The organism is Paraburkholderia terricola, assembly GCF_003330825.1.
In the GTDB taxonomy this organism is placed as follows: domain Bacteria; phylum Pseudomonadota; class Gammaproteobacteria; order Burkholderiales; family Burkholderiaceae; genus Paraburkholderia; species Paraburkholderia terricola.
Map to the genome: position 1 here is coordinate 1,915,649 of NZ_CP024941.1, position 13,856 is coordinate 1,929,504.

The window sequence follows — 13,856 nt, forward strand, 5'->3', positions numbered from 1 at the left end:
CCGATGGACAAAGGCATTCTCAAGAACGTAGCGATCAATTTTTTCGGGTTGGTGCTGCCCACCTTCGTCTCGCTCGTGACCGTGCCGTCGTATATCAGGCTGCTCGGCGTCGAACGCTACGGCGTGATCAGTCTCGTGTGGACCCTGATCGGCTACTTCGGGATTCTGGATCTCGGCATGAGCATGGCCGCGCAGAACCACATCTCGAAGGCGCGCGCCTCCGGCGACAAGACCGAGAGCGCGCGCGTGTTCTGGAGCGCGACGTGGCTCAATCTCGCGACCGGCGTGATCGGCGGGCTGATGATTTACTTCGGCGCGTTTCTGTACACCGCGTATTTCACCAAGGTGTCGCCGGAGTTGCAGCACGAGGTGTACATGGCGCTGCCGTGGCTCGCGGTGGCGATTCCGATCGCCAACGTGTCGTGGGTGTTCGCGGGCGCGATCAACGGCGCCGAGCGTTTCGGCGTCTACAACACCAATCAGACCATCGGCACGTTTCTGTTCCAGTTGCTGCCGCTCGGCGCCGCGCTCTGGCTGGGCGCGACCTTGCAGAACGTGCTGGCCGCCGCGGTGTTCGCGCGCATTCTCGCGGCGCTCCTGCTGGGCCGTTCCGCGCTGAAGGTGCTGGAAATCCGCAGCATCCTGCCGCCGCAACTGGGCGTCGCGAAGGGGCTCTTCAACTTCGGCGGCTGGATGCTGATCGCGAGCGTCACCAACATGATCGCCGAATCGCTCGACCGCGTGATGCTCGGCACGAGTCTGGGCGCGCGCTTCGTCACGTACTACACGGTGCCGCAAAACCTCGTCACGCGTTTGAACATCGTGCCGACGGCGATGGTGCGCACGCTGTTTCCGCGCCTCTCGGCGGTGAGCCGCGCCGATGCCGACACCATCACGCGGCAGTCGCTCGAATTTCTCAACGGCGTGTTCACGCCGGTCGCGCTGGTCGCGATGCTGGTGCTCGAACCGTTCCTGCATCTGTGGGTCGGCAATGAAATCGCCACCGTCGCCGCGCCGGTGGGCCGCGTGATGATCGTCGCGGTGTGGCTCGTCGGCCAGGCGAACGTCACGCGCATTCTGATCCAGTCGCAGGTCCATCCGGCCACCGCCGCGCGCGTCGGCTTGTTCGAATTGCCCTTGTTTGCAGGGGCATTGTGGTTCGGCATCACGCATTTCGGTTTGACCGGCGCGGCGTTCGCCGTGGCCGGCCGGGCGCTGTTCGACTACGCGGTGCTGCTGCGTCTGTCCGCGATTCACGCGCGGCAGATCGCGCTCGACATGCTCGCCCACCTCGCTTTCCTGCTGGCGAGCCTCTGGCTTGCCGGCTTCCTGCCGGGTCTCGCAATGGCGATCGTCGCCGGTGCATTGATGGTGGCGGCCAACGTCGCCTGGTCGATCACGATGACACCCGCCTTGCGCGATCTTGCGCGTTCACTGCTGTTGCGACTGAATTTGAGGAAAAGCGCATGAACCAGGACATCCTTGAAGAAGCCGTGCTGCAACCCGCGACGCGCAGCGCACTGGCCGAACTCACCACCGTTCCCGGCGCTGAGACACAGTCGCGCCGCGCCGCGTTGCGCGGCGACAAGATGGTGCGCGTCGCGATCGTGCATGACTGGCTCGTCACGTATGCGGGCGCGGAGAAGGTGCTGGAGCAGATCGTCGCGTGCTTTCCCGACGCGGACCTGTTCAGCCTCGTCGATTTTCTCGACGACCGCAGCTTTCTGCGCGGCAAGCCGGTGACGACTTCGTTCATCCAGACGCTGCCGCTCGCGCGCACCAAGTACCGCACGTATTTGCCGCTGATGCCGCTCGCGATCGAACAGCTCGACGTGTCGGCCTACGACGTGGTGATTTCGAGCAGCCACGCGGTCGCCAAGGGCATTCTCACCGGCCCCGACCAGGTGCATATCAGCTACGTGCATTCGCCGATCCGCTACGCGTGGGATTTGCAGCACCAGTACCTGCAGCAGTCGAAGCTCACCAACGGCCCCAAGTCGGCGATGGCGCGGCTGATTCTGCACTACATCCGCAACTGGGATATCCGCACCTCGAATTCGGTGGATGGATTCGTGGCGAACTCGGAGTTCATCGCGCGGCGCATCAAGAAGGTCTATCAGCGCGAGGCGCAGGTGATCTTTCCGCCGGTCGACGTCGAGGCGTTTTCGCTGTGCACCTTCAAGGACGATTTTTATCTCACGGCCTCGCGGATGGTGCCGTACAAGAAGATCGATCTGATCGTCGAGGCGTTCGCGCGGATGCCCGAGCGCAAGCTCGTGGTGATCGGCGACGGCCCCGACATGCAGAAGATCCGCGCGAAGGCGGGGCCGAACGTCGAGATCCTGGGCTATCAGCCGTTCAAGGTGTTGAAGGAGAAGATGAGCCGCGCGAAGGCTTTCGTCTTCGCCGCCGAGGAGGACTTCGGCATTTCGGTGGTCGAAGCGCAGGCATGCGGCACGCCGGTGATCGCCTACGGCAAGGGCGGCGCGCTCGAAACCGTGCGCGATCTGTCCGAGCCGCGGCCGACCGGCATGTTCTTCGACGACCAGAACGCCGAGTCGATCATCGCCGCGGTCGAGCGTTTCGACGAGCACGTGAAGCGTTTTTCGCCGGTGGATTGCCGCGCGAACGCGGAGCAGTTTTCCGCCGCGAATTTTCGCGAGCGCTTCTTCGCGCATGTGCGCGCTTCGGTGCCGGCGTTGCGTTCGGCCACGCTGCCGCCTTACGTGCCCTACAAGGCCGAAGCAGGCGCCGACGCGCCGCGCATTCTCGCCGTCGATCAGAGCGGCGTGCTGGGCGGCGCCGAGCTGTCGCTGCTGGAAATCGTCAAGGCGCTGCGCTCGCGCATCGAGGTCGTGCTGTTCGACGACGGCCCGTTTCACACCGCATTGGCCCGGGCCGGCGTGAGCGTCGACGTGCTGGATGCCGGCGCCTTGCGCCACGTTCGCAAGCAAGGCGGCTCGCTGCCGAAGGGCCAGGCGCTCAAGGGCCTGCTCTCGCTCGTGCGCGCCACCGCGAAACGCGCGCGCAATGCCGACGTGATCTACGCGAACACGCAGCGCGCGATGGTGATCGGCGCGATCGCCGGCAAGCTGGCGAGGCGGCCGGTGGTCTGGCATCTGCGCGATATCGTGAGCCCCGAGCATTTCGGCGGCAAGCAGTTGGCGATCATCAAGTGGTGCGCGCGCCTCGGTCTCACGCACGTGATCGCCAATTCCGCCGCTTCGGCGCGAGCGTTCACCGAACTGACGCGATTCGACGAAAAACGTGTCGACGTGGTGTTCAACGGCATTTCCGCCGCGCCGTTCGACGCGCTGCGCACGGTGCCGCAGGCGGCGCTGCGCGAGCGCCTGAACCTGCCGCGCGACGCCTTCCTGGTGGGCTCGTTCAGCCGCCTCGCGCGCTGGAAAGGCCAGCACGTGCTGCTCGAGGCGATGGTCCTCAATCCGCGCATGCACGCGGTGCTGGTGGGGGCGCCGCTGTTCGGCGAGGACCAGTACGAGATCGAACTGCATGCGTTCGTCGCCGCGCACAAGCTAGGCGACCGCGTGCATTTCCTCGGCTTCCAGCACGACATTCCGGCCTGCATGTGCGCGGTCGACGCGGTCGTTCACACGTCGATCACGCCGGAGCCGTTCGGCCGCGTGATCGTCGAAGGCATGCTGGCGCAGCGGCCGGTGGTGGCGGCTCGCGCGGGCGGCGTGCTGGAGATCATCGACGACCACGAAAACGGCGTGCTGTGCACGCCCGGCGATGCGCAAGGACTCGCCGACGCGCTGAGCGAATTGCAATCGAACGACGCGTTGCGCAACAAGCTCGTCAGCAACGGCTATCAAACGGCGCTGCGCCGGTTCGGCACCGCCACTTATGTCGAGGGCGTCGAGCGGATTCTGAAGCGCGTGGTGGCGGGCTGAGCGCGTTGCGAGTGAATGGCTTTGTGCGGGGTAGGGGCGGGGACTTGGCCAGTCCCCGCGGTTAGCGCAACGGAGCGAAAGTCCCAGGGACTTCGCTCCGTTTTTTTATCGCGTGGGTTTCAAGCCTGGATTTGACGCCTGGATTTGAAGCCCGCGTTTCAAGCTTGTTTCAGCGCGGCTTTCGGTTTGAAACTGGCGGACCACTTCATGGCCGGCAGTTCGACCAGCCGGTAGAACACATAGGCGACCGGCACGGCCACCAGCATGTAGCCGAACGACGGCCAGATCGACATCTGCAGCGACGAGCGGAACAGCAGCGACGACAGCAGCACGAAGATCGGCAGATGGATCAGATACAGCGAGAAGCTGAAGTCGCCGAAGCGCGACAACACACGCAGACCCGGCGTGTCGGCGTTGCGGCGTTCCAGCGCCTTGTACAGATAGAACGCGAAGCCGATCGCCCACAACTGGAAGGCGCCGTACTGGCCGAAACGGAACGCCGCGCAGCCGAGCGCGATGAACCCCGCGGCCAGCACATAGAGCCAGATCGACGAGCGCGCCTGCGGCGCGGTGCGGGCCTTGGCGTCCGCGATCCACGCGCCGAGCGTCCACGAAAACCAGTACGACGTGAAAAACTGCAGGTCGTTACGCTCCAGCAGATAGGCGGACGCCACGTTGACCACCGCGACGATCGCCAGCACGGAGGTCATGCCGATGCGCCGGCGCAGCGCGAACAGCAGCGGATAGACCGCATAGAACTGCACTTCGAGCGAGAGCGTCCAGAGCGCGCCGTTCGAGCCGAACGTCTTGCCGGCCACGCCTTGCAGCGAAAACAGATTGACGAGGAAAGCCTGCAGGCCGATCTCGCGGATCTTGTGGCTGACGGGCGGCAGTTGCAGGCTGAACCAGTCGAGCGCGAAGGTCAGCACGAGCGCCGCCAGCAGCACCGGATAGATACGCGCGAAGCGGCGCACCCAGAAATTGCCGGTATCGAGCCGGTAAGCGGGATTTTTCGCGAGCCGCAGCGCGGCGCTGCGATGAATGCAGTATCCGCTGATGACGAAGAAAATCGGCACGCCCGCCGAGCCCCATGCAATCGGGAAGGTCAAATACGCGGCAATCGCATTCAGATTGAATGAATGACCGGCGCTTTGATGAAACGCCTGCATGCCGACCCATTCGATCTGCCGGCAATGGAAATAGGCGACCAGCAGCGCGGCGAAGCCCCGCAGCGCGTCGATGACATGCTCCTTGCCGGCGCTGTCGGCGCGCGCCTCGCTCTGCGCGCGCGGCGCGGCGCCGGAGCGGGCGGGGGAAAGGGGCAGGGATGAGCCGGCGGCATCCAGTGCTGAGTCGCTCATGCGCGGTCCTTATTCTGGAGAAGGGAAAAGCTGATTCCCGGGCGCATGCGCGCCCGCGATGCATGACATCCTAGTGCAACGAGGCAGGCAAAAAATCGGATAAAAAATGACATGGCGAATCGCATGACGAATGCCATAAGCGCGCAATTTTGTGACGAATTGTAATTAAGTCTTATCAAATGCGGCGGCGAATTATTTACCGCTTTTGTCGTGTTAATTTTTGACTTGGGGATTCTACTGACCAGAGGTGAAGTCATGAACCTGCATCTACTCGCCGGCATCGCCGTGCTGCTGATCCTCGTCGCCGCCTCCGCTTACCGGGAGGCGCTGCGCAATGAGCCGATCCGCCGTTTCCGGATGAATTCGGGCAAGCTCCCGCAGATCGACGAGAACGAATAACGCGCCGCATAACGCGCGCGGCAAGCCGCGGCAAAGCAATGACGCGCCCGCGACCTCCGTTCGTCGGGGCGCGTACCGTCCACCGCAACTCCGTTTGGCCGGATACGTAAAATTTTCGGCATTTCCGAAAACAATTCGCTTTCGCCACGTAATTGTTTCCTGTTCCTTGTCACGATGCGATATAGCGAAAGCGAATTGAATTAAATATTCCGGATGGAAAAATTCACGCGTGAACTGAGTTAATTTTTTTGTTAGTCTTTTCGACGACATCGATTGGCCGAAAGGTCCGCGAACACACTAATCTCTAACCGATGTGGGAATGCCTACCATGCTGAAAGTCACCAAAGCCGTGTTTCCCGTAGCGGGCCTCGGGACACGATTCCTGCCGGCTACCAAAGCAAGTCCCAAGGAAATGCTGCCGATCGTCGACAAGCCGCTGATTCAATACGCGGTCGAGGAAGCGATCGCCGCCGGCATCACCGAAATGATCTTCGTGACGGGCCGCAGCAAGCGCGCCATCGAAGACCACTTCGATAAATCGTATGAAATCGAGGCCGAGCTCGAAGCGCGCAACAAGCAGAAGCTGCTCGACCTCGTGCGCAGCATCAAACCGGCCAACGTCGACTGCTTTTACGTGCGCCAGGCCGAGGCGCTCGGTCTGGGCCATGCGGTGCTGTGCGCCGAGAAACTGGTGGGCGACAGCCCGTTCGCCGTGATACTCGCCGACGACTTGCTGCATAGCTCGAAGCCGGTGATGAGCCAACTGGTGGACACCTTCAATCACTATCACAGCTCGGTGATCGGCGTTGAAACCATCGACCGTGAAGACAGCCGCTCGTATGGCGTGGTGGACGGCCGCGAGTGGGAAGACAACGTGATCAAGCTGTCGGGCATCGTCGAAAAGCCGGCCCCGGACAAGGCGCCGTCGAATCTCGGCGTGGTCGGCCGCTATGTGCTGATGCCGACCATCTTCAAGCATATTCGCTCGATCAAGCCCGGCGCGGGCGGCGAACTGCAATTGACCGACGCGGTGCAGTCGCTGCTGACGGAAGAGCAGGTGCTCGCGTATCGCTACTTCGGCACGCGCTTCGATTGCGGCAGCAAGCTCGGCTATCTGAAGGCGACGGTGGAATTCGCGCTGCGCCATCCGGAAGTGAAGGCGGAATTCGAGGCGTATCTGCAAACGTTCATGCAGGCCAACATGCCGGCGCAATACACGGCTGAAGCGGCTTAAAGTTCAAGGGCCGTCCCTAACGTCCCTAACGTCCATAACGCCGTCCTTTAGGGCCGAGCCCGCAACGCATCACGCAGAAGCAACGCGCAGCAGCACCGCGCACATTAAAACGGGCGCCGCATCACGCGGCGCCCGTCCTTTTTTTCAGCCGCGCTCAAAGCGTATTCGAGCCTCGGCGTATCACCCTCAGCCTTGCTTCATTTCCAGCCGGAACTTGTGCAGCAGCGGTTCGGTGTAGCCGCTCGGCTGCTCGCGCCCTTCGAACACCAGCGCCTGCGCGGCCTTGAACGCCACCGTGTCGAAGCCCGGCGCCATCGGCTTGTAGAACGGGTCGCCCGCGTTCTGTTCGTCCACCACCTTCGCCATGCGCTTGAACGTCTCTTCGACCAGTTCGCGCGTCACCACGCCATGATGCAGCCAGTTGGCGATGTGCTGGCTGGAGATGCGCAGCGTCGCGCGGTCTTCCATCAGGCCGACGTTATGAATGTCGGGCACCTTCGAGCAGCCGACGCCTTGGTCGATCCAGCGCACCACGTAGCCGAGAATGCCCTGCACGTTGTTGTCGATTTCGCTGCGAATCTCGTCCGCGCTCCACTGCGCCGATTCGACGACCGGAATCGTCAACAGACCGTCGAGCAGTTCGTCACGCACCTTCGCAAAGTCGGTGCGCTCCAGTTCCTGCTGAACCGCTTGCACGTCGATCTGGTGATAGTGCAGCGCGTGCAGCGTCGCGGCGGTGGGCGAGGGCACCCAGGCGGTATTCGCGCCGGCCTTCGGATGCGCGATCTTCTGTTCGAGCATCGCGTGCATCAGATCGGGCATCGCCCACATGCCCTTGCCGATCTGCGAGCGGCCGCGCAGGCCCGCGCTCAGACCGACCAGCACGTTGCTGCGCTCGTAGGCGGCAATCCACGTGCTCGACTTCATGTCGCCCTTGCGCATCATCGGGCCGGCTTCCATCGCCGTGTGCATTTCGTCGCCGGTGCGGTCGAGAAAGCCCGTGTTGATGAACGCGACGCGCTCCGACGCCTCGCCGATGCAGGCGAGCAGGTTGACGCTGGTGCGGCGCTCCTCGTCCATGATGCCCATCTTGATCGTGTTGCGCGGCAGCTTCAGCAAGACTTCGACGCGCGCGAACAGTTCGCTCGCGAACGCGACTTCGGCCGGGCCGTGCATTTTCGGCTTCACGATATAGATCGAGCCGGTGCGCGAATTCAGCTTGTGCTTGCGGTCGTGCAGCGCGCACAGCGAGGTGATCACCGCGTCGAGAATGCCTTCGGGAATCTCGTGGCCGTCTTGAGTCAGCACCGCCGGGTTGGTCATCAAATGGCCGACGTTGCGGATGAAAAGCAGCGAGCGGCCGTGCAGCTTCACCGGCGTCTTGCCGTCCGCGCCGGTGTAGTCGCGATCGGCATTCAGACGGCGCGTAAAGGTCTTGCCGCCCTTCGTGACCTGTTCGGTCAGATCGCCGTTCATCAGGCCGAGCCAGTTGCGATAGAGCTGGACCTTGTCGTCGGCGTCGACGGCGGCCACCGAGTCCTCGCAGTCGATGATCGTGCTCACCGCCGCCTCGACCACCACGTCCTTCACGTGAGCCGCGTCGGTCTTGCCGATCGGATCGTTCGCGTCGATCTGGATCTCGAGGTGCAGGCCGTTGTGCTTGAGCAGCACCGCCGACGGCGCGCCCGCTTCGCCCTGATAGCCGATGAACTGCGCGGGCGTCTTGAGTTCGCTCGCGCCGCTCTTCAGCGTGACGAGCAGCTTGCCGCCTTCCACCTTATAAGCCGTCGCGTCCGCGTGCGAGCCGTTCGCGAGCGGCGCGGCCTGATCGAGAAACTTGCGCGCATACGCGATCACCGCCGCCCCGCGCACCGGGTTGAAGGTCTTCTGCCGGTCGGCGCCGTTGCTCTCGGGAATCGCGTCGGTGCCGTACAGCGCGTCGTACAGGCTGCCCCAGCGCGCGTTCGCCGCGTTCAGCGCATAGCGCTGATTCGACAGCGGCACGACCAGTTGCGGGCCGGCCTGTTCGGCGATTTCGGTGTCCACGTGGTCGGTCGTGGCCTTGACGGCGGCTGGCGCCGGCACGATGTAGCCGATGCCTTCGAGAAACGCGCGAAAGGCGCGCGGATCGCGCACCGGCCCCGGATTGGCGCGATGCCAGTTGTCCAGTTCGGTTTGCAGACGGTCGCGCTCGGCGAGCAGCGCGCGGTTTTTGGGCGCCAGCTCGTGCACGAGGGCGTCGAAGCCGGACCAGAACGCGGCGCTGTCGATTCCGGTGCCGGGCAGGGCTTCGGTTTCGACGAACTGGTCGAGGTTGGCGGCGACTTGCAGTCCGCCGCGCGGGTTCATCTGAGTCATCGACTGCTCCATCTATCTGAATGAATGGGGCCGATGTGGGGGCATCGGCCCGCGTTGTGCTGCGTTCTTCCGCTTGCCGCGACTCAGGCGGCGAGCGCCGCAATGCCCGCGCGGGCGATCTGCGCGTCCTGGTCCGACTTCACGCCCGACACGCCGACCGCGCCGACCACCTGGCCCTCGACGATCACCGGCACGCCGCCTTCCAGCGTGCCTTGCAGCGGCGCGCTCAGGAATGCGGTGCGGCCGTTGTTGATCATGTCTTCGTATACCTTGGTTTCACGGCGGCCGATCGCCGAAGTACGGGCCTTTTCCGTCGCGATGTACGCGCTGGACGGCGCGCTGCCGTCCAGACGCAGCATTCCGAGCGGGTGGCCGCCGTCGTCGACCACCACGATCGCGACGGCCCACTTGTTCTTCTCGGCTTCCGCGCGCGCGGCTTCGAGGATCTGGGTCGTTTCGGCGACGGTCAACACGGGTTTGCTCAGCATGATCGATGTCCTGTTTCGTTTAAGGTAAGGAGGCTTCTACAAGTTCTATCCAATGACGCGCCGGCGTGCGCCCCGCGCCGTCCAGATGCGCCTGGCAGCCGATGTTGGCCGTGACGATCAGCGCCGGCCGGCCGCTTTCCAGCGCGTCGAGCCGGTTGTCGCGCAAGCGCTCGGCCAGCTCGGGCTGGGTGATCGAATACGTGCCCGCCGAACCGCAGCACAGATGCGCGTCGGGCACCGCGGCGAGATCGAAGCCGAGCCGTTGCAGGACCGACTCCACCGCGCCGCCCAGCTTTTGCGCATGCTGCAACGTGCAGGGGCAGTGAAACGCGATCTTCCGCTGCGCGTGCCCGGGCGACGTTGCCGGCAACGCCGCTTGCAGCGTCGCCTGCGACGGTTCCGCCTGCAAGCGCTCGAGCGGTTCCTCCGCCAGGATCTCGACGAGGTCCCGCGCCAGTTCGCTGACCCGCTGCGCTTTTGACGCATAGCGCGGGTCGTCGCGCAGCAGCTTCCCGTATTCCTTGACGAACGCGCCGCAGCCGCTCGCGGTTTGCACGATCGCCTCGGCGCCGGCTTCGATGGCGGGCCACCACGCGTCGATATTGCGCCGCGCCCGCGCAAGCCCGGGCTCTTGCGCATTCAGATGATAATCGGTCGCCCCGCAGCAGCCGGCCCGCCCGGCATTCACGATGCCGATGCCGAGCCGGTCGAGCACGCGGGCGGCGGCCGCGTTGGTGTTCGGCGACAGCGCGGGTTGCACGCAGCCTTCCAGCATCAGCATGTTGCGCGGATGCCGCGGCGCGGGCCTCGTCTTGGCCCGCGCGCCACGCCTGGGGATTTTACGTCCAAGCGCAGCGGGAAGAAATGGCCGCAGCGTGCGGCCGGTCCTGAGCAGCGCGTCGAACACCGCCGGATGCGGGATCACGCGGCGCAAACCCTCGCGCAGCAGGCGTTCGGACGCGGGCCGGCGAATCCGCCGTTCCAGTTCCGCGCGGCCGATATCGAGCAGCGCGTGATAGGTGACTCCCGACGGGCAGGTGGTTTCGCAGTTGCGGCAAGTCAGGCAGCGGTCGAGGTGCAACTGGGTTTTGCGCGTGACCGGCTCGCCTTCGAGCATCTGTTTGATCAGATAGATGCGTCCGCGCGGGCCGTCGAGTTCGTTGCCGAGTAGCTGATAGGTCGGGCAGGTCGCGTTGCAGAAGCCGCAATGCACGCAGGAGCGCAGAATCTGTTCGGCTTCGTCCGCGCGCGCCAGGGTTTGGGCGGCGTCGCTGAGATTGGTTTGCATGGTGTGGGTTCGCCTTCGGTATTCACAGAGCCGCGCTCATCGAGCGGCGCGCATGGTCACAGGCCGGCATACAGACGGCCCGGATTGAACAGGCCGCGCGGGTCGAGTTGCTGTTTGAGTTGCCGATGAAAACGCAGCAGCGCCGCGGGCAGCGGCGTGAACGGTTCGGCGTGCGCATGGGGTGTGAAGCAGGTGGCATGACCGCCGGCGGCATGCGCGATCTGGCGGATCGTTGCGGCCGGCGCATCGCTTTTCAGCCAGCGTTGCGCGCCGGCCCAATCGAGCAATGTGTCGCCCGGCAGCGGCACGAGCGGCGAGGCGTTCGGCAATGAGAGGCGCCACAGCGCACGCGGATCGTCGAAAAAACCCAGACGGTGCTCGCGCAATGCGTCCCAGAAGCGTGGGTCGAGTTCGTCGCCGCCGATGCGATCTCTTGCCGACGCCACCGACCCCGCACCGCCTTCGAGCCGCACTTGCAAGCGGCCGTCGACGTGACATGCGCCGCTCACCGGCAACGCCGCGCGGCGCCATGCCGACAGTTCGCGCAGCGCTTCGCCCGCGTCGAGATCGAGCGTGAGGCTGCCGGATGCGCGCGGTTTCGGCAGCACCTTCAGCGAGACTTCGGTGATGAGGCCAAGACAGCCGAAGCTGCCGGCCAGCAGCCGCGACACGTCATAGCCCGCCACGTTCTTCATGACTTCGCCGCCGAAGCGCAGATGCTTCGCGTGACCGGTGATCACGCGGCAGCCCAGCACGAAATCGCGCACCGAGCCCGACCACGGACGGCGCGGCCCGGCAAGACCCGCGGCCACCATCCCGCCGACGGTGGCTGCGCCGAACGCGGGCGGCTCGCACGGCAGCATCTGGCCGGCGGCGTCGAGCGCGGCGTTCAGCTCCGCGAGCGGCGTGCCGGCGCGCGCGGTGATGACGAGTTCGGTCGGGTCGTAGCCGATTACGCCGCGATGCGAGCGCGTGTCGATCGGCATGCCTTCGACGGACCGGCCGAGCAACGCCTTGCTGTTGCCGCCGCGGATCGCAAGCGGCGTGCCGCGTTCGAACGCGTGCGCGACTTCGGCGACGAGCCGTTCGCTATCGTCCATCGAGACTGCTTCGATCAGCATCAGAAACGCTCCAGTTCGGGAAAGGGCAGTGCGCCGTGATGCACGTGCATCGAGCCGAATTCGGCGCAGCGGTGCAGCGTCGGCACGTTCTTGCCGGGGTTCAGCAGGCCGCGCGGGTCGAACGCGGCTTTCAGCGCGTGGAAGAACGACAGTTCGTCGCTGTTGAACTGCGCGCACATCTGGTTGATTTTTTCGCGGCCCACGCCATGCTCGCCGGTGATGCTGCCGCCCACCGCCACGCACAGTTCGAGGATTCTCGCGCCGAGCGCTTCGGCGCGTTCGGTTTCGCCGGGCGCGTTCGCATCGAACAGGATCAGCGGATGCATGTTGCCGTCGCCGGCATGGAACACGTTGGCGACGCGCAGACCGTATTGCGTCGACAGATCCTCGATGCCCTTGAGCACGCGCGGCAATTCGCGGCGCGGGATCGTGCCGTCCATGCAGTAGTAGTCGGGCGAGATGCGGCCCACGGCGGGGAACGCATTCTTGCGGCCGGCCCAGAAACGCTGGCGCTCGGCTTCGTCTTTCGCGACGCGGATATCCGTCGCGCCCGCCGCGCGCAGCAGCGCTTCGACGCATGCCACGTCTTCCTGCACGTCGCTTTCCACGCCGTCGACTTCGCACAGCAGGATCGCTTCGGCATCGACTGGATAGCCCGCGTGGATGAAATCTTCCGCCGCGCGGATCGCGAGGTTGTCCATCATTTCGAGGCCGCCCGGAATCACGCCCGCGCCGATGATCCGCGCGACCGCCGCGCCGGCCTTTTCCACGTCGTCGAAACTCGCGAGCAGCACTTTCGCGCTTTGCGGCCTGGTGAGCAGCTTCACGGTCACTTCGGTGACGATGCCGAGCATGCCTTCCGAGCCGGTGAAGAGCGCGAGGTAGTCGAAGCCGGGGGCGTCGAGCGCTTCGGAGCCGAGCGTGATGCGCTCGCCGTCGATGGTGAGAATCTCCAGCTTGAGGATGTTGTTCACCGTCAGCCCGTACTTCAGGCAGTGCACGCCGCCCGCGTTCTCCGCGACATTGCCGCCGATCGAACAGGCGATCTGCGACGACGGGTCCGGCGCGTAGTAGAGGCCATGCGGCGCGGCGGCCTGCGAGATCGCGAGATTGCGCACGCCGGGTTGCACGCGGGCCACGCATGCGTCGGGATCGACTTCGAGAATGCGGTTAAAGCGCGCCATCACCAGCAGAATGCCTTTGTCCAGCGGCAATGCGCCGCCCGACAAGCCGGTGCCGGCGCCGCGCGCGACCACCGGAATCTCTTGCTCGCTGGCGAATTTCAGCAGCGCCTCGACGTGTTCCACCTTGTCGGGCAACGCGACCAGCATCGGCGTCGCGCGATAGGCGGCGAGGCCGTCGCATTCGAATGGCCGCAGGTCTTCCTGCTCGTGCAGCAGTTCCATGCCGGGAATCAGCGCGTGCAGCCGCGCGACGACGGTGGCTTTGTCGTGCGTCGCGAGCGGGCCGTCGACGCGCTCGTCGTAGTGATAGCTCATGTGGGGGGCTCCTGGCGCGGCGCTTCAAGCTGGCGGAATGCCCGTGGGCAACGGCGCGCGAACGTGTCTCCGACGGGATTGTTGCGGCTATGCCGGCCTGTGTCGATGGGGCGGCGAAGTGGTCGTACCAGTTTTTGATTGGGCGTTTGGCGGGCATTTCTTCGTAAAGTGCCTGAATTGTGGCGCTTTCGAGA

10 protein-coding genes are annotated in these 13,856 nt (G+C 64.8%); 4 read left to right on the plus strand and 6 right to left on the minus strand.

What is annotated here, in order from left to right; all coding sequences use genetic code 11:
• Positions 1-3 precede the first annotated feature (3 nt).
• Both CUJ90_RS08645 and CUJ90_RS08650 read left to right on the plus strand, forming a co-directional pair.
• Positions 4-1,470 (plus strand): flippase, encoded by a 1,467-nt coding sequence (locus CUJ90_RS08645; RefSeq protein ID WP_073426633.1) that lies wholly within the window; start codon positions 4-6, stop codon positions 1,468-1,470.
• Positions 1,467-3,914 (plus strand): glycosyltransferase family 4 protein, encoded by a 2,448-nt coding sequence (locus CUJ90_RS08650; protein WP_114162426.1) that lies wholly within the window; start codon positions 1,467-1,469, stop codon positions 3,912-3,914. The genes CUJ90_RS08645 and CUJ90_RS08650 overlap by 4 nt, the downstream gene beginning before the upstream one ends.
• Positions 3,915-4,072: 158 nt before the next feature.
• Here CUJ90_RS08650 and CUJ90_RS08655 read toward each other — a convergent pair whose 3' ends face one another.
• Positions 4,073-5,275, minus strand: coding sequence for an acyltransferase family protein (locus CUJ90_RS08655; RefSeq protein WP_114162427.1), 1,203 nt, complete (start codon positions 5,273-5,275; stop codon positions 4,073-4,075).
• 255 nt (positions 5,276-5,530) lie between these two features.
• Here CUJ90_RS08655 and CUJ90_RS32815 point away from each other — a divergent pair, with 255 nt between their 5' ends.
• Positions 5,531-5,674, plus strand: a complete 144-nt coding sequence (locus CUJ90_RS32815) for a hypothetical protein (protein WP_167363261.1) — start codon at positions 5,531-5,533, stop codon at positions 5,672-5,674.
• A gap of 328 nt (positions 5,675-6,002) precedes the next feature.
• On the plus strand, positions 6,003-6,908 hold the full coding sequence (galU, locus tag CUJ90_RS08660; RefSeq protein WP_073426630.1) for a UTP--glucose-1-phosphate uridylyltransferase GalU: 906 nt from the start codon (positions 6,003-6,005) through the stop codon (positions 6,906-6,908).
• 186 nt (positions 6,909-7,094) lie between these two features.
• On the opposite strand, the gene CUJ90_RS08665 is transcribed toward galU, so the two are convergent.
• The 5 genes from CUJ90_RS08665 to glcD form a co-directional block, all read right to left on the minus strand.
• Positions 7,095-9,266, minus strand: a complete 2,172-nt coding sequence (locus CUJ90_RS08665) for a malate synthase G (protein ID WP_114162428.1) — start codon at positions 9,264-9,266, stop codon at positions 7,095-7,097.
• Positions 9,267-9,349: 83 nt separating this feature from the next.
• Positions 9,350-9,754 carry a heme-binding protein gene (locus CUJ90_RS08670; RefSeq protein WP_114162429.1) on the minus strand — a complete coding sequence of 135 codons (405 nt, stop codon included), beginning with the start codon at positions 9,752-9,754 and terminating at the stop codon, positions 9,350-9,352.
• 19 nt (positions 9,755-9,773) lie between these two features.
• A complete protein-coding gene (glcF, locus tag CUJ90_RS08675; protein ID WP_114162430.1) occupies positions 9,774-11,042 on the minus strand; it encodes a glycolate oxidase subunit GlcF in 1,269 nt (422 codons plus the stop codon).
• 56 nt (positions 11,043-11,098) lie between these two features.
• Positions 11,099-12,163 carry a glycolate oxidase subunit GlcE gene (gene glcE / locus CUJ90_RS08680; protein WP_114162431.1) on the minus strand — a complete coding sequence of 355 codons (1,065 nt, stop codon included), beginning with the start codon at positions 12,161-12,163 and terminating at the stop codon, positions 11,099-11,101.
• On the minus strand, positions 12,163-13,662 hold the full coding sequence (glcD, locus tag CUJ90_RS08685; protein ID WP_114162432.1) for a glycolate oxidase subunit GlcD: 1,500 nt from the start codon (positions 13,660-13,662) through the stop codon (positions 12,163-12,165). The genes glcE and glcD overlap by 1 nt, the downstream gene beginning before the upstream one ends.
• Positions 13,663-13,856 lie beyond the last annotated feature (194 nt).

Coding starts and splice junctions, on each gene's coding strand:
- CUJ90_RS32815 (WP_167363261.1), top strand. CDS start 5,531: ATGAACCTGCATCTACTCGCCGGCATCGCCGTGCTGCTGATCCTCGTC.
- CUJ90_RS08645 (WP_073426633.1), top strand. CDS start 4: ATGGACAAAGGCATTCTCAAGAACGTAGCGATCAATTTTTTCGGGTTG.
- CUJ90_RS08650 (WP_114162426.1), top strand. CDS start 1,467: ATGAACCAGGACATCCTTGAAGAAGCCGTGCTGCAACCCGCGACGCGC.
- glcF (WP_114162430.1), bottom strand. CDS start 11,042: ATGCAAACCAATCTCAGCGACGCCGCCCAAACCCTGGCGCGCGCGGAC.
- CUJ90_RS08665 (WP_114162428.1), bottom strand. CDS start 9,266: ATGACTCAGATGAACCCGCGCGGCGGACTGCAAGTCGCCGCCAACCTC.
- CUJ90_RS08670 (WP_114162429.1), bottom strand. CDS start 9,754: ATGCTGAGCAAACCCGTGTTGACCGTCGCCGAAACGACCCAGATCCTC.
- CUJ90_RS08655 (WP_114162427.1), bottom strand. CDS start 5,275: ATGAGCGACTCAGCACTGGATGCCGCCGGCTCATCCCTGCCCCTTTCC.
- galU (WP_073426630.1), top strand. CDS start 6,003: ATGCTGAAAGTCACCAAAGCCGTGTTTCCCGTAGCGGGCCTCGGGACA.
- glcD (WP_114162432.1), bottom strand. CDS start 13,662: ATGAGCTATCACTACGACGAGCGCGTCGACGGCCCGCTCGCGACGCAC.
- glcE (WP_114162431.1), bottom strand. CDS start 12,163: ATGCTGATCGAAGCAGTCTCGATGGACGATAGCGAACGGCTCGTCGCC.